Annotated in this window: 19 protein-coding genes and 1 pseudogene; 10 read left to right on the top strand and 10 right to left on the bottom strand. The window is 65.2% G+C overall.

What is annotated here, in order from left to right:
• Window positions 1–2 precede the first annotated feature (2 nt).
• The 4 genes and pseudogenes from V6M87_RS21300 (at window position 3) to hmpA (ending at window position 4,908) form a co-directional block, all read left to right on the top strand.
• Complete coding sequence (locus tag V6M87_RS21300; protein ID WP_332878673.1) at window positions 3–296, top strand: DUF2160 domain-containing protein; 294 nt, start codon at window positions 3–5, stop codon at window positions 294–296.
• A gap of 43 nt (window positions 297–339) precedes the next feature.
• A complete protein-coding gene (locus V6M87_RS21295; RefSeq protein WP_332878672.1) occupies window positions 340–2,067 on the top strand; it encodes an ABC transporter substrate-binding protein in 1,728 nt (575 codons plus the stop codon).
• Window positions 2,068–2,154: 87 nt separating this feature from the next.
• Entirely contained in the window at window positions 2,155–3,660 is a 1,506-nt protein-coding gene (gene glpK / locus V6M87_RS21290; protein WP_332878671.1) for a glycerol kinase GlpK, read from the top strand.
• A 64-nt stretch (window positions 3,661–3,724) separates the two neighbouring features.
• Window positions 3,725–4,908, top strand: a pseudogene (gene hmpA / locus V6M87_RS21285) (NO-inducible flavohemoprotein).
• Window positions 4,909–4,916: 8 nt separating this feature from the next.
• Here hmpA and V6M87_RS21280 read toward each other — a convergent pair.
• Window positions 4,917–5,375: an RrF2 family transcriptional regulator gene (locus V6M87_RS21280; protein WP_332878670.1), complete on the bottom strand. Its 459-nt coding sequence runs from the start codon at window positions 5,373–5,375 to the stop codon at window positions 4,917–4,919.
• Window positions 5,376–5,492: 117 nt separating this feature from the next.
• Window positions 5,493–5,957: a homoprotocatechuate degradation operon regulator HpaR gene (hpaR, locus tag V6M87_RS21275; RefSeq protein ID WP_332878669.1), complete on the bottom strand. Its 465-nt coding sequence runs from the start codon at window positions 5,955–5,957 to the stop codon at window positions 5,493–5,495.
• 150 nt (window positions 5,958–6,107) lie between these two features.
• Here hpaR and V6M87_RS21270 point away from each other — a divergent pair, with 150 nt between their 5' ends.
• Together V6M87_RS21270 and V6M87_RS21265 are read left to right on the top strand one after the other, a co-directional pair.
• Entirely contained in the window at window positions 6,108–7,049 is a 942-nt protein-coding gene (locus V6M87_RS21270) for a bestrophin family protein (protein WP_332878668.1), read from the top strand.
• A gap of 41 nt (window positions 7,050–7,090) precedes the next feature.
• On the top strand, window positions 7,091–8,623 hold the full coding sequence (locus tag V6M87_RS21265; protein ID WP_332878667.1) for a succinate CoA transferase: 1,533 nt from the start codon (window positions 7,091–7,093) through the stop codon (window positions 8,621–8,623).
• A 32-nt stretch (window positions 8,624–8,655) separates the two neighbouring features.
• Here the strand turns inward: V6M87_RS21265 and V6M87_RS21260 are convergent, their stop codons facing one another.
• From V6M87_RS21260 to V6M87_RS21225, 8 genes are all read right to left on the bottom strand, one after another.
• The gene (locus tag V6M87_RS21260) at window positions 8,656–10,317 is read right to left on the bottom strand and encodes a methyl-accepting chemotaxis protein (RefSeq protein ID WP_332878666.1); all 1,662 of its coding nucleotides are present in this window, start codon (window positions 10,315–10,317) and stop codon (window positions 8,656–8,658) included.
• A gap of 408 nt (window positions 10,318–10,725) precedes the next feature.
• On the bottom strand, window positions 10,726–10,980 hold the full coding sequence (locus tag V6M87_RS21255; RefSeq protein ID WP_332878665.1) for a hypothetical protein: 255 nt from the start codon (window positions 10,978–10,980) through the stop codon (window positions 10,726–10,728).
• A gap of 610 nt (window positions 10,981–11,590) precedes the next feature.
• On the bottom strand, window positions 11,591–12,028 hold the full coding sequence (locus tag V6M87_RS21250; protein ID WP_332878664.1) for a Fur family transcriptional regulator: 438 nt from the start codon (window positions 12,026–12,028) through the stop codon (window positions 11,591–11,593).
• 74 nt (window positions 12,029–12,102) lie between these two features.
• Window positions 12,103–12,717, bottom strand: coding sequence for a DUF3299 domain-containing protein (locus V6M87_RS21245; protein WP_332878663.1), 615 nt, complete (start codon window positions 12,715–12,717; stop codon window positions 12,103–12,105).
• 2 nt (window positions 12,718–12,719) lie between these two features.
• On the bottom strand, window positions 12,720–13,589 hold the full coding sequence (locus V6M87_RS21240; protein ID WP_332878662.1) for an ABC transporter permease: 870 nt from the start codon (window positions 13,587–13,589) through the stop codon (window positions 12,720–12,722).
• A gap of 3 nt (window positions 13,590–13,592) precedes the next feature.
• Window positions 13,593–13,982: a hypothetical protein gene (locus V6M87_RS21235; protein ID WP_332878661.1), complete on the bottom strand. Its 390-nt coding sequence runs from the start codon at window positions 13,980–13,982 to the stop codon at window positions 13,593–13,595.
• Window positions 13,979–14,689 carry an ABC transporter ATP-binding protein gene (locus V6M87_RS21230; RefSeq protein WP_332878660.1) on the bottom strand — a complete coding sequence of 237 codons (711 nt, stop codon included), beginning with the start codon at window positions 14,687–14,689 and terminating at the stop codon, window positions 13,979–13,981. Before V6M87_RS21230 ends, V6M87_RS21235 begins: the two co-directional genes overlap by 4 nt.
• 17 nt (window positions 14,690–14,706) lie before the next feature.
• The gene (locus V6M87_RS21225) at window positions 14,707–16,395 is read right to left on the bottom strand and encodes a TonB-dependent receptor (RefSeq protein ID WP_332878659.1); all 1,689 of its coding nucleotides are present in this window, start codon (window positions 16,393–16,395) and stop codon (window positions 14,707–14,709) included.
• A 21-nt stretch (window positions 16,396–16,416) separates the two neighbouring features.
• On the opposite strand from V6M87_RS21225, the gene V6M87_RS21220 reads away from it, so the two are divergent.
• Genes V6M87_RS21220 through V6M87_RS21205 form a run of 4 tightly spaced genes read left to right on the top strand, consistent with a single transcriptional unit; the run spans window position 16,417 to window position 20,273 of the window.
• Entirely contained in the window at window positions 16,417–16,758 is a 342-nt protein-coding gene (locus V6M87_RS21220) for a hypothetical protein (RefSeq protein ID WP_332878658.1), read from the top strand.
• A complete protein-coding gene (locus V6M87_RS21215; protein WP_332878657.1) occupies window positions 16,748–17,479 on the top strand; it encodes an ABC transporter ATP-binding protein in 732 nt (243 codons plus the stop codon). The genes V6M87_RS21220 and V6M87_RS21215 overlap by 11 nt, the downstream gene beginning before the upstream one ends.
• Window positions 17,476–18,915 (top strand): ABC transporter permease, encoded by a 1,440-nt coding sequence (locus V6M87_RS21210; RefSeq protein WP_332878656.1) that lies wholly within the window; start codon window positions 17,476–17,478, stop codon window positions 18,913–18,915. Before V6M87_RS21215 ends, V6M87_RS21210 begins: the two co-directional genes overlap by 4 nt.
• Window positions 18,912–20,273: a DUF3526 domain-containing protein gene (locus tag V6M87_RS21205; RefSeq protein WP_332878655.1), complete on the top strand. Its 1,362-nt coding sequence runs from the start codon at window positions 18,912–18,914 to the stop codon at window positions 20,271–20,273. The genes V6M87_RS21210 and V6M87_RS21205 overlap by 4 nt, the downstream gene beginning before the upstream one ends.
• Window positions 20,274–20,306: the final 33 nt, after the last annotated feature.

Raw genomic sequence — 20,306 nt, 5'->3', positions numbered from 1 at the left:
ACATGGATAGCACCGCGTCTCTTTTTGGCTGGATGGCCTGGACCCCACCGGTGGCCATTTTCTTCGTTGCGATATTGCTGATGCTGGCTGGGATGACGATCTGGCAGATCCGCTCGCCGAGCATCGAACGCAAGGGATTCCTGCCGATTCCCACCACGCGCGGCGACCGCCTGTTTATTGGTTTGCTCACTGCGGCCTATGTCAACCTGGCATGGACCGGCCTGACCGACCTGCCACAGGCGATCGGCGCCGGACTCAGTTTTGTGTTGTTGTTGGTGATGATGCGTTGGGGCTGACGCCCAGCGTTTGCGAGTCGAAGTTCATAATAATGGAGATGAAATGAAAGCAAAGTTATCCGTACTGGCCGCTGCCGCCATGCTGCTATCCGGCGCTGCATGGGCCGATCAGAAATCGGCCGAAACCTGGGTCGACAAGGAGTTTCAGCCATCGAGCCTGAACCGCCAGCAGCAGCTCGCGGAAATGAAATGGTTCATGGATGCGGCCGACAAGCTCAAGAAGAAGGGCATCAAGGAGATTTCCGTGGTGTCGGAAACGATCGACACCCACGTCTACGAATCGAAAACCCTGGCCAAGGCGTTCGAGGAAATCACCGGCATCAAGGTGCGCCATGACATCATCCAGGAAGGCGACGTGGTCGAAAAACTGCAGACCTCGATGCAGTCCGGCAAAAGCATTTATGACGGCTGGATTTCCGATTCCGACCTGATCGGCACCCACTACCGTTACGGCGCCATCGAGCCGCTGTCGGACTACATGCAAGGCGCCGGAAAGGAATTCACCAATCCGGGCCTGGACCTGAAAGATTTTATTGGCATCAGCTTCACCACCGCGCCGGACGGCAAACTGTACCAGCTGCCGGACCAGCAATTCGCAAACCTGTACTGGTTCCGCGCCGACTGGTTCGCACGCAAGGACCTGCAGGCCAAATTCAAGGCCAAGTATGGCTATGACCTGGGGGTGCCGCAAAACTGGTCCGCGTATGAAGACATCGCCGAATTCTTCACCAATGACGTCAAGGAACTCGACGGCAAGAAGGTGTACGGCCATATGGACTATGGCAAGAAGGACCCGTCGCTGGGCTGGCGTTTCACCGATGCCTGGCTGTCGATGGCTGGCGCGGCCGACAAGGGCATCCCGAATGGCTTGCCGGTGGACGAGTGGGGCATCCGGGTTGCCGCCGACAAGTGCACCCCGGTGGGCGCCTCGGTGTCGCGCGGCGGCGCCACCAATTCGCCGGCGGCTGTGTTTGCGCTGACCAAGTACATCGACTGGATGAAAAAGTATGCGCCGCCGCAGGCCAACGGCATGACGTTCTCGGAAGCGGGGCCAGTGCCGGCCCAGGGCGAGGTCGCCCAGCAGATTTTCTGGTACACCGCCTTCACCGCCGGCATGACCAAGCCCGGCCTGCCGGTCGTGAACAAGGACGGCTCGCCGAAATGGCGCATGGCGCCGTCGCCGCACGGCCCGTACTGGAAAGAGGGCATGCAGAACGGTTACCAGGACGTCGGCTCCTGGGGCCTGTTCAAGTCGACCCCGAGCGACCGCAAGGCGGCGGCGTGGCTGTACGCCCAGTTCGTCACCTCGAAAACGGTCTCGCTGAAAAAATCGATCGTGGGCGTTACCTTCATTCGTGATTCCGACATCCGGCATGACTACTTCACCAAACATGCGGCGGAATACGGTGGCCTGGTCGAGTTTTACCGCAGCCCGGCGCGGGTGGCGTGGACGCCAACCGGCAGCAACGTGCCGGACTATCCGAAACTGGCGCAGCTGTGGTGGAAGAACGTCGCCACCGCCGTCACCGGCGAGCGCACCCCGCAGGCGGCGATGGACAACCTGGCCGAGGAAATGGACAACGTCATGGCGCGCCTGCAACGCGCCGGCATGAAGGCGTGCGCCCCGAAGCTCAATCCGAAGGGTGACCCGAACAAGTATCTGTCCGATACCGCCGCCCCTTGGAAAAAGCTGGCCAACGAAAAGCCGAAGGGCGAGACCATCAGCTACGATAAACTGCTGCAGGCCTGGAAGGAAGGACGCGTCAGGTAACACCAGGCACTTGCCGCACCCGCCGCCGCGCCCGGGCCGCTTTGCTGCGCACCCCGGGCGCGGTTGTTCCATGCATCATTGAATCCTATGACCAATTACATACTCGCCCTGGACCAGGGCACGACCAGTTCGCGCGCCATCCTGTTTGACCATGATGGTCATCCGCATGCCTGCGCGCAGCAGGAATTTCCCCAGATTTTTCCGCAGCCGGGCTGGGTCGAGCACGATGCCAATGACATCTGGCGCTCGCAGCTCGCGGTGGCGCAGCAGGTCATGCGCGAACACGGCGTCACGGCCGCCCAGATCGCGGCGATCGGCGTGACCAATCAGCGCGAAACCACCGTGCTGTGGGACCGCGCCAGCGGTGAACCGGTGGCCAACGCCATTGTCTGGCAGGATCGGCGCAATGCCGCGCTGTGCGAGGAGATGAGCGAGCAGGGCCTGGCACCGCTGGTGCAGCGCAAAACCGGGCTGGTACTCGATGCGTATTTTTCGGCAACCAAGCTGAAATGGCTGCTCGACAACGTGCCGGAGGCGCGCGCCCGCGCCGAGCGCGGCGAACTGGCCTTCGGCACGGTCGACTCCTGGCTGATCTATAAAATGAGCGGTGCGCACATCACCGACACCAGCAACGCGGCGCGCACCATGCTGTTCAATATCGAGACGCTGGACTGGGACGATGAACTGCTGGCGCTGATGACAATTCCGCGCAGCCTGCTGGCGCAAATTGTGCCCAGCAGCGCCGTCTCGGCGCATACCCGGCCCGAGCTGTTTGGCGCCGCTCTGCCGATCGCCGGCATCGCCGGCGACCAGCAGGCGGCCACCTTCGGCCAGGCCTGTTTGCAGCCGGGCATGGCAAAAAATACCTATGGTACCGGCTGCTTCATGCTGATGAACGTCGGCCAGCAGCCGATCGCGTCACGCAACCGGCTGTTGATGACGGTGGGCTGGACGCTGGAACAACCGGGGCAGGGCAGGCCGGCGCGCACCGACTATCTGCTCGAAGGCAGCGCCTTCATCGCCGGCGCCGCCGTGCAGTGGATGCGCGACGGCCTGGGCATCATCCGCAATGCGTCGGAAGTCGAGGCGCTCGCCATGAGCGTGCCGGATACCGGCGGCATGGTGTTCGTGCCGGCGTTTGCCGGCCTGGGCGCACCCTACTGGGACCCGTACGCGCGCGGCACCCTGGTCGGCATCACGCGTGGCACCGGGCGCGGCCACATCGCCCGGGCGGCGCTGGAAGGGGTGGCCTGCCAGAATGTCGATGTGCTGACGGCGATGCAGAAAGACGCCGCGATTCCCCTGACCGAATTGCGGGTCGATGGCGGCGGCGCGCGCAACGACATGATGATGCAGTTCCAGGCCGACATCCTGAACGTGCCGGTGGTGCGTCCGGTGGTGACGGAAACCACGGCGCTGGGCGCGGCGTATCTGGCCGGACTGGCGGTCGGATTCTGGGCTTCGCTGGAAGAAATCCAGGGCCAGTGGCGCCTGGCGCGCCGGTTTGAGCCGACCATGGGCGCGGACGAGCGCGAGTGCCGCCTGGCCACCTGGCAGCGCGCCGTGGACCGCTCGCGCGACTGGGAAAAATAGGATCGCTCGATCTGTCCATGGGCTGAGGGACCTGCATGCGCCACCTCACCCGAAAGGCACCCCTATGTTGTCCCCCCAGCACCGCGCCATCGTCAGCGCCACCGTTCCCCTCCTTGAGACCGGCGGTGAAGCGCTGACGCGCCAGTTCTACCTGACGCTGTTCGACGACTATCCCGAAGTCATCCCGTACTTCAACCAGTCCAACCAGAAAGACGGCGTGCAGCAGCGCGCGCTGGCCAACGCGGTGCTGGCGTATGCGCGCAATATCGAGCGCGCTGGAAGCGCTTGGTCCGCTGGTGACGACCATCATCAACAAGCACGTGTCGCTGCAGATTGAAGCGGCGCACTATCCCATGGTCGGGGCGTCGCTCCTGAAAGCCATTCGGGCCGTGCTGGGCGCGGAGATTGCCACCGACGAGGTCATCGCCGCGTGGGGTGCGGCCTATGGCCAGCTGGCCGATTTTCTGATGGGCGCCGAGCAGGCCATCTATGCGTCACAGATCGCTGCTGCGGGCGGCTGGAACGGTGCACGCCGCTTCGTCGTGCGCAGCAAAACGGCCGAGAGCGCCTAGATCACCTCGTTCGTGCTGGCGCCCGAGGACGGCGAGCCGGTGATGGCGCACATGCCGGGCCAGTACATCGGGCTGCATGTCATGGTCGACGGTGCGCCGGCGCGGCGCCAGTACTCGCTCTCGGCGGCCAGCAATGGCAGCACCTACCGCATCAGCGTCAAGCGTGAGACGTCGGGGCAGGTGTCGCGCTTCCCGCACGAGCGCGTGGCGGCAGGCGATGTCGTCGAACTGTTTGCGCCAGCCGGTGTGTTTGTGCTGTGCGAGGGCACGCGGCCGCTGGTCCTGATCAGTGGCGGGGTCGGCATTACGCCCACGCTGCCGATGCTCGATGCCGCGCTGGCGGCGGGGCGAGCGGTCCATTTCATCCACGCAGCGCGCAACAGCGCTGTGCATGCCTTCCGCAGCCATGTCGACGCGCTCGCAGACCAGCATCCGCAGCTGCGCCGCTTTTACTGCTACGGCGAGCCGGACGTGGCGGCGCCGGTTGCCGATGCGAGCGGCTATCTGAACACGGCGCTGCTTGCGCAATGGATGCCAGCGTCGCGCGACGTGGACGTGTATTTCCTCGGCCCGCTGCCGTTCATGCAATCGGTGAAACGCAGCCTGCAGGAACTGGGGGGGGCCGGAACAGCAGACGCACTGCGCGTTTTTCGGGCCGGCCAGCGCGCTGCAATAGCCGCCGCGCTAGTGCTCGATTTTCTGCGGCGGGGGATGAAACCGCCGCACCGCATGCGCCGGCACCGGCTCGGGCAACAGGTCCGCCAGCGTGGTCGCATCGAGCACGGCCAGGCAGGCGGCTGTCGCATCGATCGGGACGTGTTTCAGACCGCACGCGCCGTGCAGGCCGCACGGCACGCCGTCCGGATCGAAGCACGCAGCCATGTAGAAATCTGACTCCGTAAAGCGGACCACGGCGCCGATATTGATGGTGCCGGCAGGCTGCGCCAGACGCAGCCTGCCGCTGCGGCCCCGCACCGTTTCGACGACACCAAACATGCCCAGCTGATGGACCACCTTCATGATGTGATTTTTGGAGATGGCGTGCAGCGTGGCGATTTCTTCGACAGTCACCAGCCGGCCCTGGTTGGTGCCGACATGCAGCAGCGTGCGCAGGGCGTAGTCGGTATAGGTGGTCAGGCGCATGGGTCGATACAGGATACAGGCAATGCGCGAGCATACCGTAAAAGTCCGGCGCGCGCCGCCGTCACAGCCCGCTGGTCCCGGTCGTAACTGACGTGTAATTCGGTTGCGCGGTCGCGCTTATGGCAATGCTGGTAGTACCACGCGCCGCACCGGCTTGGCCTGGGCAACGATAAAGCCTTCGAGCGCAGCCGATAGCGTCTCCAGCGCCGCCTTGCCAAAGGCCTGCTCGAGATACTGGTACTGCAATTCGATCAGCGGCGCCATCTCATCGATGAGCGCGTCTCCCTGCGGCGCCAGGCGCACCAGCACGCGCCGCTGGTCGGACGCGACGCCGACGCGCTGTACCAGCCCGGTTTCTTCCATGCGCGCCAGGATCCCGGCCATGCTGCTGCTGAGAATTTGGCACTGCGCGCACAGTTCGCGCGGCTCGCGCTGGCCGTGTTCATCGAGCGCACGCAGGATGCGCCACTGCTGTTCACTGAGCGCGTAGTGATTGAGGATGGGCCGGAAATGCGCCATCAGCGCATCGCGCGCCTTGAGTAGCTGCTGTGGCAAGTTGCGATGTGTGAAGCGGTTGGGCACATGATCTCCAGATTGGTTTGGCGGTGGGCAAACGCCCTGTTGGCAGTGGACCTACGGCTTGACTTACTAGCATATGAGTGATTAAATCACTCGCATGCTAGTAAATTATACCCCTGTCTTGCGGCCCATTGGTCAACGGAACGACACACCATGATGGTACGCGAGCGGCCCTCCGGGCTCAAATTGTTCCTCGCCTTGCGCGGCTCGGTGTTGCCGCGCATTTTGCCGGCGTTGCTCGTCAATATCGGCATCGCCACCCTCGTGACCTGGTCGCACGGCGATCTGTTCGCACTGAAGATCACCTTGTCGACGATCCCGTTCACGCTGATCGGCTTGCCGTTGTCGATCTTCCTCGGGTTTCGCAATAACGCCGCCTACGACCGCTTCTGGGAAGGGCGCAAGCTGTGGGGTGAACTGGTGCTGCGCAGCCGCAATCTGGCGCGCCAGTGCCTCAGCCTGATTGACCATCCGGCGCCGGCCCAGGCCGCCGATGGCTTGACGGATGTGCGTGTGCGCATGATCTACCGGGCCATCGCCTTTAGCCATGCGCTGCGCGACCTGTTGCGCAGCCAGCCATCGCACGCCGGCATGCAGGCCTTGTTGCTGCCGGCCGAATGGGCGCAGATGCAGCAGGCGCTGCACAAGCCGGACTTCCTGATGCTCGCCATGGGCATGGATTTGCGCCTGTGCCTGCAACAGGGCCGCATCGACCCTTGCCTGGTCGTGGCGATCGACAGCACCCTGTCGGCGCTGACCGGCGCCGCCGCCGCTTGCGAACGGATCAGGAATACCCCGGTGCCGTTCTCCTACACGCTGTTATTGCACCGCACCGCCTACCTGTATTGTTTCCTGTTGCCGTTCGGACTGGTCGATTCGATCGGCTTCATGACGCCATTCGTGGTGGCCATCGTTGCCTATACCTTTTTCGGTCTCGATGCGCTTGGCGACGAGATCGAGGAGCCGTTCGGCCTCGAACCGAACGATTTGCCGCTCGACGCCATTTGCCGCGCGATCGAAATCGACCTGCGCTCGGCGTTGCGCGACCCGTACGTACCGGCGCCACTGGCGCCGGTGCACGATTGCCTGACTTAACTTTCCGCCGGGCCGTTTTTTTTCGTTCAAAAGGATACACAATGCATGACGAGTACCAGGATCGCATTCGCCACCCGTTGTTGCGCGCGCGCGTCACCAGCGCTGCCGCCGCCGCCGCCTTGATCGAGGATGGCATGACGATCGGCATGAGCGGTTTCACGCGCGCCGGCGATGCCAAGGCGGTGCCGCTGGCGCTGGCCGAGCGCGCGCGCCACACGCCACTGCAGGTCACCTTGATGACCGGCGCATCGCTGGGTGGCGACGTCGACAAAATCCTCACGCAAGCGGGCGTGCTGGCGCGTCGCATGCCGTTCCAGTCCGACCCCACGCTGCGCGCGGCGATCAATCGCGGCGAAGTGATGTTCATCGATCAGCACCTGTCGGAAACCGTTGAATTGCTGCGCACCGGACAGATCGCGCCGGTCGATGTCGCCATCATCGAAGCCATCGCCATCACCGACAGCGGCGCCATCATCCCGACCACCTCGGTGGGCAACAGCGCCAGTTTTGCGATTCTTGCGAAGAAGGTCATCGTCGAGATCAACCTGGCGCACTCGCTGGCGCTCGAAGGCCTGCACGATATCTTCATTCCCAAACATCGCCCGCAGCGCGAGCCGATTCCCTTGATGACGGCGAGCGACCGCATCGGCACCACCGCCATCATGATCGACCCGGAAAAAATCGCCGCCATCGTGATCACCGAGAAAGGCGACAGCTGCTCGACCAATCTGCCAGCCGACGCCGACACGGCGGCAATTGCGGCGCACCTGGTCGCCTTTTTCGAGCGCGAAGTGGCACTGGGGCGCCTGACCGAGCGCTTGATGCCGATCCAGGCGGGCATCGGCACGATTGCCAATGCCGTCATGGCCGGCTTCATCGACAGCCCGTTCGCGCACTTGACCATGTACTCGGAGGTGTTGCAGGATTCGACCTTCGACCTGTTCGACGCCGGCAAACTCGACTTCGCCTCCGGTTCATCGATTACGCTGTCGGCGCAGAAGGGCGCCCAGGTGTTCGGCGACATCGCCCGTTACAAGGACCGCCTGGTGCTGCGCCCGCAAGAGGTGAGCAACCACCCTGAGGTGGTACGCCGCCTGGGCATCATCGCGATCAACACGGCGCTCGAGGTCGATATTTACGGCAACGTCAATTCGACCCACGTGGGCGGCACGCACATCATGAACGGCATCGGCGGCTCGGGTGACTTTGCGCGCAATGCCTACCTGGCCGTGTTCGCCACCAAGTCGGTCGCCAAGGGCGGCCTGGTGTCGAGCATTGTGCCGATGGTGGCGCATGTCGACCACGATGAACACGACGTCGACATCATCGTGACCGAGATTGGCCTGGCCGACCTGCGCGCTCTGGCGCCGCGCGAGCGCGCTGCGGTGATCATCGAGAACTGCGTGGCGGAACCTTACCGCCAGATGCTGCGCGACTATGTGGCCGCGGCCAACCTGCGCGGCGGCCACACCCCGCATGTGCTGGAAGAGGCGCTGTCATGGCATGCCCGCTACGGCGCGACGGGCTCGATGTTGCCGCTATCGATCCCGGGAGAAATCGCAGCAGCGGCGTGAAGTTGCATGCCAGCGCCGTCAGTGACGGGCGGTTAGCGCTCGCTCTTGCGCCCGTTAGCCAGGCCCAGCTGTTTTACGTGCGCACCTGCACGCGCGGCAGAGGCGGGCGCTGGTGCATGGCGACCAGCCCCGGTTTCCTGGGCGCGCAGTTTGAACACGCCGACCACGTCGGCCAGCCCATGCGCCTGATTTTGCAGCGAATCGGCAGCCGCCGCCGCTTCTTCGACCAGCGCCGCATTTTGCTGGGTCACCTGGTCCATCTGGCTGATCGCCTGGTTGACCTGTTCGATACCATGGGTCTGCTCCTGACTGGCACTGGCGATTTCGCCGATGATGTCGGTCACCCGCTTGACGCTGGCGACCACTTCGCCCATCGTCGCGCCGGCCTGGTCGACCAGCCTGGTGCCGATGCCCACATTGCTGACCGAATCGTCGATCAAACCCTTGATTTCCCTGGCCGCGGCTGCCGAGCGTTGGGCCAGGTTGCGCACTTCGCTGGCAACCACGGCAAAACCGCGTCCCTGCTCACCGGCCCGGGCCGCTTCAACGGCGGCGTTCAACGCCAGGATATTGGTCTGGAACGCGATACCGTCGATGACGCTGATGATGTCGACGATCTTGCGTGACGACGCATTGATCGAACCCATCGTCGCAATCACCTCGGCCACCACCGAACCACCGCGGCTGGCAATCTCGGCTGCGGCGTGCGCCAGCTGGTTGGCCTGGCGCGCGTTGTCGGCGTTCTGTTTCACCGTCGACGTCAATTCTTCCATCGACGACGCGGTTTCTTCGAGCGAGCTGGCCTGCTGCTCGGTGCGGGACGACAAGTCCATATTGCCGGCCGCAATCTCGCTCGACGCCGTGGCAATGCTGTCCGTGCCGCTGCGGACCTGGGTGACGATGTTGACCAGGTTGTCGTTCATATCGCTCAGGGCATGCAGCAGTGCGCCGGTTTCATCCTGCGAGGACACATCGATGTTGAGTGTCAGGTCGCCGCCGGCCACTGTTTTGGCCGCCGCCAGCGCCTGGCGCAGCGGCCGGGTGATGCCCGTAGTCAGCAGCCACGAACAGAGTGCGCCAAACGCCAGCGCAAACCCGGTCAGCGCGATGATCAGGGTGACATCGTGGGTGGCGTCGGCATCGATGTCCTTGGCGGTGGCATCGATGCTTTCGCGCTGCAAGGTCACCAGGGCTTGCAGCAAATCCTGGTACACCTTGGCCGCCGGCGTAAATGCACTGTCGAGGATCCGGATGGCGCCTTCTTCATCGCCGGCTGCCTTGGCCTTGACGGCCCCGTCGCGCGAGGCGCTGTACACCTTGCGCTGCGCGAGAATTTTCTCGAACAGCACTTTTTCCTTGTCCCCGGCGATCAGTGGCTCGATCTGCTTGAGCAGTTCGGCAGCGCGCGCCACGGAGGCGGCTGCGTCCTCCTTGAAATACGGGCCAAGAGCAGGGTCGCTGCTCTTGACAATGGCGGCTGTGCGACGAATCGAGGCGAAATTGAGGCCATACCAGTCGGTGATCAGGCGTTCTTTGGTCAACGGCTCGGCCATCATGACACGGGTCGCGCTCGCCACGTTACTCAGGCGCGACGCGCCGACGATGGCGATCAGTACCGTCATGGCCAGGATCAACACAAAGCCGATACCCAGGCGCTTCCCGATCCGCATATTTGAAACAAAACTCTTCAACATTCTCATCTTCCAGTTTGGCGGGACCATCCCACGCATTAATTAGTTCTAAGATGCAATTATAAGTTTTATTGGGAAATTTTTTTTGGTTTGTGTGTGAATGCGACAGACAACAACCGGCGTGGCGAGCGCAAGCCTTGCAATCGTCGGGGAACTATGGCCGTCGCCGGCGGGCGCTGGTCCGATCGGCATTCTGGGCCAGACGTCGCGCAAACCAACGGCGCCTGACACGGGCGCACAGAATGTTCGGGGGGCTGACGGGCTTGATGCCGGCATCATCGCGAAGGTGGGCGCTCGATCTCACTGGCGCCGATAGCGCATTGACATGACGCGCAGCCTGGCTGCCAGGTCCTGTGCGTAGCGCCCGGATTCACCAGGCACAGCCCGGGAGGTCGCCCACGCGCAGACTTGTCAGCTACTCAGGATGCGTTTTTTTCCGCAGCAATACATGCCTTGGTCCAGCTTGGACGTTCTGTTGCAGACGACACAAACGTATGCCGTTATCTTGGTGGAACCGGGCTTGTAGGCCTTGGCCGGGTTCCCCGATGCGTCCCAGGTTGTGCCGACCAGCTCGAAGCCTGCTGCCTTGGCATCCGATTCAGAGATCGGTTTGTACGCAAGAAACAACATCGTGCCTTTTTCCCCCAAATCAGTCAGCTCCTTCATTCTCGACTGCCACAACTCGAAACTTTCCATCCTGCCTACCTGTCTTCATTGGATGTTCGTGCGGCGATTGTCGCCTCAAACGATCCGGTGTTTGCCTGCATTCGCAAGGGCGATCTGGTGCTGCGGGACGCACCTGTCAGCGTTGCCTGCACAGCGTGCCGATCGTTGTGACGAGGTTTCAAGCCATTCCACGCCGCCAGTGAGCCCGGCTGACTGCGCGTTCTCGCCGGAAAAGTCCAGTTGCTTTTATGATAAGGCCGCAAGGCGTCGCTTCTGGCTACCCTGGCACCACACTGTTTTAGTGTTAGCAATACATTATTGTAAACAAAAAATCGCCAGGAAAAATAGGTATTTCATTGTCGTAATGAAATCCCGGTGCCGATCTTTCCCCGGACTCGTCCGGACGGCCTGCGTCTCGGGGCGCTCGGTTGCGCCGGCATCGGGGTACTGTGCGCGGTGGCAGCAAATGACCGTTGCAAAGCTGAACCAACCGAATCTCGGCATTGCCAGCGACGCCGCAAGCTTGTTTTTAGCGGAAATACGTTCCCTGATGGCGCGTCTTTCGCCGCGTTGTCAGCATCGCAGCCCGAACGGTGGTCGCTTGCTGTGCTTATTGTTCGCCGCAGCGCGGGCAAATACCCTTGATGAGGAATTCGACTTCCTGGCTGGTGAACCCGTCTGGCATCTTTTGACGTTTTGGCAGCGGCATGTCGTTAAAGCACGTTACCGAATCGCAATTGGTGCACTGGAAATGCGCATGGTCATGGTTGTGGTCGCCTGGCCTGGCGCTGCTGCTGGCACTGAAATGCCAGACCTGGTCGGCGCCGGCAATGCGGTGGATCATGTTGTTGGCGGTCAGCCATTCGAGCACGCGATACAGCGTGACGGCGTCGATGACGTCGCCGGGCAGCTGTTCATGGATCTCGTGGTGGGTCAGGGGACGGGCTTGCTCGAGCAGGAAAATGAGCACGCGGCTGCGCGAGCGTGTCAGGCGGGCGCCGGTGGCCCTGATCAGTGTTTCCGCTTGTTGTGCCGCTGTGAATTGCATTGTTTATCCCTTGTAAGCACGATTTTAGCACGCAGGTCCCGGCGCCGCAGCGTCGCCTGCCTTGGGCGGCTGCCTCAATCCAGCTTGTACGGCGCCACTTTCTCGAGGTCCATCTCGTAGCCGATCGTGTCGATCAAACCGGCCGCGCTACCCGGCGTTTTGTCGCGTGCCACGCGCAGTGTGCCGCTCACATACACCGGGTGCATCATCGTCAGGTGCCGCAGCGGGCGGCGCGCGAACACGTGGATGACCTGGTTCGCCGGCGGGGGCGGCGCGTGGATGCAGGCGCCGAAATACGGCACCAGCAGGAATTCGGTGACGGCGCCATTGTCGGTGTCGAGCGGGATGACGAAGCCGCCGATCCGGATGCGTGCGCCGGCCATTGCCGGTTCGACCGGGGCATCGGCCCAGGCCGCGCGCAGTTTTTCCAGTGCGTCGATGGCGCGCGGGTCCTTGTCGCTCAAGCGCGCGATGTCTGCGCCGAAGGTCTTGCCGGGCTCCCAATCACGCGGCACCAGGGCGAACCAGTCGGTCTCTTCGAACGGCGCGTCCGGCACCAGGATCGGGGCGCGCGCCGGCGGCGCCGGTGCTGTGGGCGTCGCTGTCCGGGGCTGGTTGAGCCGCGCGAGCAACAGCGCGCCGGCCGCCAGTGCCGCCAATGCCAGGATGAGAAAGATCTTGCCACGCATCGTCATACTTTCGGGGACAGGCCGTCGGCCAGCGACAGGCGATAAGCGCGCCAGCCTGGTAGCAGGCTCACTGCCAGCCCGGCACCCATGATGGTGGCCAGCAGCAGCCATTCGTCAGGGCCGGGCGCCGCGATCTCGAGCACCAGTCCGAAGCGCGCCAGCAGCGCCGGCGCCAGGCCGGTTGCAGCGAGCTGCACAATGGCCCCGCCGGCCGCGCTGCCGGCCAGGCACAGGCCCAGGCCTTCGCACAGCATCAACATAAAAATGTGGCCGGGGCTGGCGCCGAGCGCGCGCAGGACCGCCATTTCACGGCGCCGCTCGTGCAGGCTGGTCAGCACGGCGGCGGCCAGGCCGGCCAGCGCCACCACCAGTACCAGCGCCGCGACGGCGCGCAGCGCGCTCTCGACGCCGGCGGTCAGGCGCCATAGCTGGTCGAGCGCGGCGCCGGGCATGACGGCGCTGACCGGTTCGGCCATCCTGGCCGGCAGCAGCCGCTGCATGCGCAGGACCGCCGCGCGCTGTTTCAGGCCCACCAGCACGGCGCTCACCTGGGTCGGGCGCAGGTCGAATTTGCGCAGGTCGGCCGGTTTGTTTGGCCCCCCGGGGATCTGGGCGCCGCCTTGCCAGTCGAGGTGCAGCGCCTGCATCGCTTCCAGGCCAATGTGCAGGGTGCGGTCGACCGGCGTACCGGTGGGCGCGAGGATGCCGGCCACAGTGAAGGGGCGATCGGCGTGCCCGGCGTGGCCGGTTTCTTCCAGGCCGTGCTCGAGGGTCAGGCGGTCGCCCACGCGGTAGCCCAGGCGGCTGGCCACTTCGGCCCCCAGCACCACATCGAACAGCTGGTTAAAGCGCGTGCCGGCGGCGAACTGCAACGGCTACCGGCTGCCATAGCGGAAATGCTCGAAATAGGCGATCGAGGTCGACAGCACCCGGAAGCCGTGGTGCGAGTCGCCCAGCGTCAGCGGAATCGTCCATGCCACGGCAGGGTCGGCGGCGATGCGTTCGACGCTGTCCCACGCCATGCCGGTGTCCACCGCGCCGATGTGGAACACGGCATGGAGCAACAACTGGACCGGATGGCTGCGCGGCCCGACGATCAGGTCGGTGCCCGATACCGATGCTGCAAAGCTGGCGTGGGCGCCGTGGCGCATCCGTTCCACCGCGACCAGCAGCGCCACCGACAGCGTGATCGACAGGAAGGTCAGGCTCAGTGCGAAGCGCCGGCTCCAGGCGCTTTTCCAGGCCAGCAGCAGGATGGTGGTCATGGCGCGACGGCGCCAGGTCGCGCCAGGTTCAGGTCCGCCAGCGCGACGCAGCGGTCGAACGGCGCCGCCAGGCGCAGGTCGTGGCTGACCATGATCAGGGCCGCCGGAAAGGTCGTTTCGGCCATGACCAGCTCGAGGAAACCCTGCTCGTTGGCGGCGTCCAGGGCGGCGCTGGGTTCGTCGGCAATCAGGATGTCGGGGCGCCCGATCAGGGCGCGCGCGGCAGCGACGCGCTGTTGCTGGCCGACGCTCAGTTGCGCGCTCGGGCGCAAGTACAGGTCCGGCGCGATGCCCAGGTTCGCCAGCAGGCGCTGCGCTTCGGCGCGCGCGCTGGCGCCGGACGCAGCCTCGGCGCGCAGGCGGCGGTGCAGGGAAAGGCGGCACGGCAGCAAAACATTGTCGAGCACCGACAGGTAGGGTAGCAGGTTCAATTGCTGGAACAGGAAGCCGACATGGTCGGCTCGGAACCGATCGCGCCGGCCGGCTGGCAGGGCCGCAATGTCGGTGGCGCCAATGCGCACGCTGCCGGCCTGCGGCACCAGCACGCCGGCCAGGATGGCCAGCAGCGTGCTCTTGCCACTGCCGCTGGGGCCATGGATGAACACGCGCTCGCCCTGCGCCACCGAAAAGTGCGGCAAGTCGAGGCAGGCGTCAGCCGGCCCGCGCCAGCCGAAGCGCACACCGTCGATGGCAATGGCAGCATTCATCGCAGATCCCGCCTTGCTCAGAAGAAGTGGCGCAGCGATGCGCCGGCCTGCGTGCGCGGCACGGTCGACACCAGCAGCCCGGCGGCGCTGCCGTAGGCGATGTCGCTGGCCGTTTCATGCGGCTGGAAGGTCGCGAACAGGGCCGCCTGCCAGGTGCCGACGTCGTAGGCTGCCTTCACGTCATAGCGCACGTAGGTCGGCATGGCGCGCTGCCGGGAGGGCGTGCCCATGTAGTACGGATTGGCGGCGGTGACGTACACGTCGCCATTGAGCGCCAGGTGGCCCGACCCGAGCGCGCGGCGCTGGCCGGCACCGGCTTTCCAGGTGTGGGCCGGGACCGAGAGCCGGGCGCCGGTGCCGGGCGTCGGATTGTCCAGTTGCGCACGCAGGATGCGGCCATAGCTGAGGTAAGCGTTGAAGTCGGGGCTGATCTGGTAGCGCAGGTCCAGTTCGACGCCACGGCGCGTGGTCTGTCCCGAGGCAAGGTAGACGTCCGGCGCGGTGTTGATGATCTCGTCGTCGTTCCTGATCGCATACACGGCGCCCGCGACAGTCCAGCCGGCGCCCGGGCGCGCCGTGATGCCGAGGTCGTGCGACGTCACCTTGCTTGGGGCGATGCCGGCATTGATCTTGCCGCCCGGCGCACCCAGCGGGCCGAGGCTGCCGCTGGCGCTGATCTGTTCCGCGGCAGGCGAACGGAAGCCCTGCGCGCTATTCAAAAACACTTCCAGGCCGGGCAGGGCTTGCCAGACGGCGCCGAACTTGGGCGTGAACGCCGACCCCTGGTAGCCGGTGGATGCGGCCGGCAGTTTGCGGTTGACCAGGTCGTAGTCGAAGCGGTCGTAGCGCGCGCCCAGGATGTTGCGCTTGTCGTAGCCATACGTGTGCTGGGTGGTGCTGGTGGTGATTGCCCGGCTGCGCTCGAAGTCTTCGGCGTAGGCAGTGGCGAACCAGCCGGCTTCCCCTTGCGCCGGGCGCCGGTTGAATACCAGCGTCTTGCGCGTGGCTTCGCCGAAGCCGGCCAGATTGTACTGGGTGGAACGGGGCGACAGGCCGGCGTCGATGGCCGGCAGCGACAGGTAGCCGGCCCCGGCGTAGTCCGCCGTGTAGTAACTGGCGCGCAGGCTATACAGGCCAGCGCCGAGCGTGGTCGACAGCTTCCAGAACGCGTTGCCGCGGTCCGTTTGCGCGCCGTTGCGAAAGCCGTCGAGGTGGAAGCGGTCGGCGACCAGCAGGGAGCGCACTGTGCCGTTGTCGCCGGACAGGGTCAGCGACGCGCGCCGTCCGCCGTAGCTTTCGAGCGTGACGGCAGCACTCGACGGTGTCGCGGCGCCGCCTTCGCGCGTGCTGATGGCGACCGAGCCGGCGCGGTTCTGGTCGCCGTACAGGGCCGATACGGGGCCCTTGACCACGTCGACCGTATCGATCATGTCGCCGGTCAGCCACTCGAGGAAGGCCGGGCCGTGGCCGGCGCCGCCCTGGCTGGACGGCATGTTCTGCGGCACGCCGTCGACATAAATGGCGGTGTCGGCGCCATGCGTGCCCTGTGTCGCGAAGCCACGCATGCGAAAACCGTTGCCGGTGTCGCCCTGGTCGATATTGTTGGCCACCACGCCCGGCACGCGCCGGAAGATAGTCGAGATGTCGCGGCCCACGTTCAGGGTGGCGATGTCTTGCGCGGTGATGCTCGTGACGCTACCCGGCAAGTCCCTGGCGGTGGCGCCGGGATGGATGCGCGCCTTGTCGGCCCTGGCGCCGGTGACCTCGACGACCTGCAGGGGGCGCTATCGGCCAATTCAGTGGCCAATTCAGTGGCCAGCGCGGCGCCGCTGGTCGAGCAGGCTAGCAACACGGCGCCGGCGACAGCGCGCAGGGGGAGGGGCAGGGCAGGACGGAATACGGAATGCAAAAGAGAGCTCCAGAGGTCAGGTTTAATGCAACAAGTTTGCAATAATAAAACGCTGCGTTTATTATTGCAAGTTGGTTGCATTTCAACTGGATTGCATTTTATCGGCGTGCCCATTCGCGGTAGCCATTCATCAATGAAGGAGAAGGCGTTTGACCATTGACACAAGCAGCACGGTGCTGGAAGCGAGCGGCGTCGTCGCCGGCTACGCCGGCAAGACCATCCTGCAGCAGCTCGACCTGCACGTTCGTGCCGGCGAGATTGTCGCCTTGCTGGGCGCGAACGGCGCCGGCAAGACCACGACACTGAATCTGTTCCTGGGCTTCCTGGCGCCCAGCGCCGGCCTGGTGCGCGTGGCCGGGATCGACCCGGCCCGCCAGAGCGATGCGGCGCGGCGCAAGCTGGCCTACATCCCGGAGAACGTGGCGCTGTACGAACACCTGAGCGCGCGCGAAAATGTCGCCTACCTGCTGCACCTGGCCGGGCAACCGGCCGCCGCCGGCGCGATCGACCAGGCCCTGGGCGCTGCCGGCCTGGCCGCGCCGGCGTTCGACCGCCGCGTGGCCGGTTTTTCGAAAGGGATGCGCCAGAAAGTGGCGATTGCCCTGGCGCTGGCGCGCAAGGTGCCGGCCTTGCTGCTCGACGAGCCGACCTCGGGCCTGGACCCGCAGGCCACCGCCGAATTCAATCGCCTGCTCGCTGCCCTGCGTGCGCAGGGCGTGGCAATATTGATGGTCACGCATGACCTGCTCAGCGCCGCCGATGTGGCTGACCGGATCGGCTTCCTGGACGCGGGACGCCTGCGCGAAGAAGTCGCCGCTGCCGGCGCCGAACGCTTCGACGTGCGCGCCCTGCATCGCCGCTATGGCGGGGTGGCCGCATGATGCATGTGCAAACGCTTGTGCGCCGGATCGCACGCGAGGAATGGCGCGCCCTGATGCGCGACCGCGCTGCCGTCTTCGGCCTGGGCCTGTTGACCGTGCTGATGCTGGTGGCGTCGTTGAACGCCTGGGAGCAGCAGCGCCATGCCAGCGCCGAACGCGCGCGCTATCAGGGCGCGGTCGATGCCCAGTTCAAGGCGCAACCGGACCGGCATCCCCATCGCGTGGTGCATTACGGGCAGTTCGTGTTCCGTCCCCTGAACCCGCTGGCGGCGTTCGATCCCGGCATCGACGGCTTCACGGGCAACACGCTGTTCCTGGAAGGTCACCGCCAGAACAGCGCCAACTTCGGCGACGTGCGCCAGACCTCGCTGCTGCTGCGCTTTGGCGCACTCACGCCGGCCTTCGTGCTGCAGGTGCTGGCGCCCTTGCTGCTGGTGTTCTTCGGCCACGCGGCGGTGGCGCGCGAGCGCGAATCGGGCACCTTGCGGGTGTTGCTGGCCCAGGGCGTGGCCAGCCGCCAGATTGTGCTGGGCAAACTGCTGGCGCTGTCCGGCTTCGCCGGGTTGATGCTGCTGCCGGCACTGGCCGGTCTGGCCCTGCTGGCCGCGCATGGCGAAGCGCGCTGGATCGGCGCCGCGATGCTGGCGGCAGGCTATTGCGGGTGGCTGCTGGCATGGTCGCTGGCGGTGGTGCTGGTGTCGCTCCTGTGCGCACGCGGGCGTGACGCGTTGCTGGTGCTGCTGGCGGTGTGGGCCGTCGTCGTGATCCTGCTGCCGCGCTGGGTGCCCGATCTTGCAAACAGTGCGGTCGAGGTGCCGACGCGGTTCGAAACGGCGATCGGGGTGCAGCGCGACTATCTGGCGCTGGGCGATGCGCACAATCCCGACGATCCGAAGTTCGTGGCGTTTCGCGCAGCGCTATTGAAGCAATACGGCGTGGCGCGGGTGGAAGACCTGCCGGTCAATTACAAGGGACTGGTCGGGATGGAGGGCGAGCGCGCCTCGACTGCCTTGTTCGGCCAGTATGCCGCTGACACGTTCGAGCGCCAGGCGCGCCAGAACGCCATCATCGACGGTTTTTCCTGGCTGGTTCCGACGCTGGCACTGCAGCGCCTGTCGATGGCGGCAAGCGGCACCGACCTGGGCAATTTCAGGCGCTTCACGGAGCAGGGCGAGCGCTATCGCTACAATCTGGTGCAGGGCTTGAACCGGCTGCAGGTGGACCAGGTGCGCTATACGGACGACACCACGCCCGGCAAGGAAAACCGCATTTCGCATGAACACTGGTCGACCTTTCCCGCGTTTCGGTTTGAGGAAGCACCATTGGCGGACACGGTGCGGCGGGTGGTGCCTGCCGGCGCCATCCTGCTGGCCTGGCTATGCAGCCTGGCGGCGCTGACCTGGCTGCTCGGTGCACGCCTCGGGAGAATCGCATGATGGAATCGATCATCCACGAACTGCGCCTGATACTGCGTGCCCGTGTGGCCAGTGGCGCGCTGGTGCTGTTGCTGTTACTGAGCGCGCTCGCGGTCTGGTCCGGGCTGCACGAGGCGGCGCGCCAGCGCCTGACCATCGACCGGCTCGCGCTGCTCAACGAGCGCGATGTCGCGGCGCTGGCAGCGCGTTCCGGGCCCAGTCCCGAAGGCGGGAGCCCGGCCTACTACACGTTCTTCCAGACCTGGGACGCGCCGTCCGATACGGCATTTCTCGCCCTCGGCCTGCGCGACGTGTCGCCCTGGGTGATGCGGATCCGGGCCCTGGGCTTGCACGCGCAGCTGTACGACGGCGAGAATTTCAATCCCGAGGTGGCATTGCCGGGGCGCTTCGATTTTGCCTTCGTCCTGATCTACCTTCTGCCCTTGTTTGCGATCGCGCTGCTGCACGACCTGGTGTCCGGCGAGCGTCAATCGGGCCGGCTGCACATGCTGGCGGCCATGCCGGGTGGCGCGAACATGTGGCGGCGCCGGGTGGCGCTGCGCTACGCCTTGCTGTTCGCATGCCTGGCCGTGCCGGTGCTGGCAGGGCTGGCGGCGGCCGGCAGCGGCGTCGGTGCCGCTTGCCTGGTCCTTGCCGTGAGCGCCGCCTATCTCGCGTTCTGGACCGGCGTGTGCCTGCTGGTCGGTACGCTGGGCTGGCGCACGGTCACCAACGCCACGGCGCTGATGGGGGCCTGGGCCGTGCTGACGCTGGTCGTGCCGGCGCTGGCGAACGTGGCCCTGAGCCGCGCCATTCCGGTGCACCAGGGCGTCGACCTGATGCTGGCGCAGCGCGAACTGGTCCATGGCGCCTGGGAAGTGCCACGGGCCGAGACCATGCGCAAATTCTATGCGGGCCATCCGGCATGGCAGGACAGCGCGCCGCTGCCGGCCACCTTCCACTGGAAATGGCTGTTTGCCTTCAACCAGCTGGGCGACGAAGGCGTGGCCGCCCAGGCGCGGGACTACCGGGCCGGCCTGGTGGCGCGCCAGGTCTGGACCGACCGCCTGGGCTGGCTGCTGCCCGGCGTCGGGGCGCAGGCCGTGCTGCACCGGCTGGCCAATACCGACCTGCTGGCCCAGTTGGCGTACCAGGATCGCACGACCGCGTTTCACCGCGAGATCCGCCATTTTTATTATGGCTATCTGTTCCGGGAGCGGCCGTTCGGGATGGCCGACTTTGCCAGGCGGCCGGCGTACACGCCGGGTGCGACCCAGTCGGCGCTGCCGTGGGCGGCGGCCTGCGTGTTCTTCCTGATGGCCGGCCTGGTGGGCCTGGCCGGATGGCGGCGGTTGCGGCGCTTCAGTAATGCAAGTTAATTGCATGTGTCGGGTCGATTCCTGTATTATTGC

The sequence above is a fragment of the Massilia sp. S19_KUP03_FR1 genome, from assembly GCF_036688685.1.
GTDB lineage: Bacteria > Pseudomonadota > Gammaproteobacteria > Burkholderiales > Burkholderiaceae_D > JALYUM01.
The sequence above is the reverse complement of the archived record's forward strand: the minus strand, read 5'-3'. Positions and strand labels throughout refer to the sequence as shown.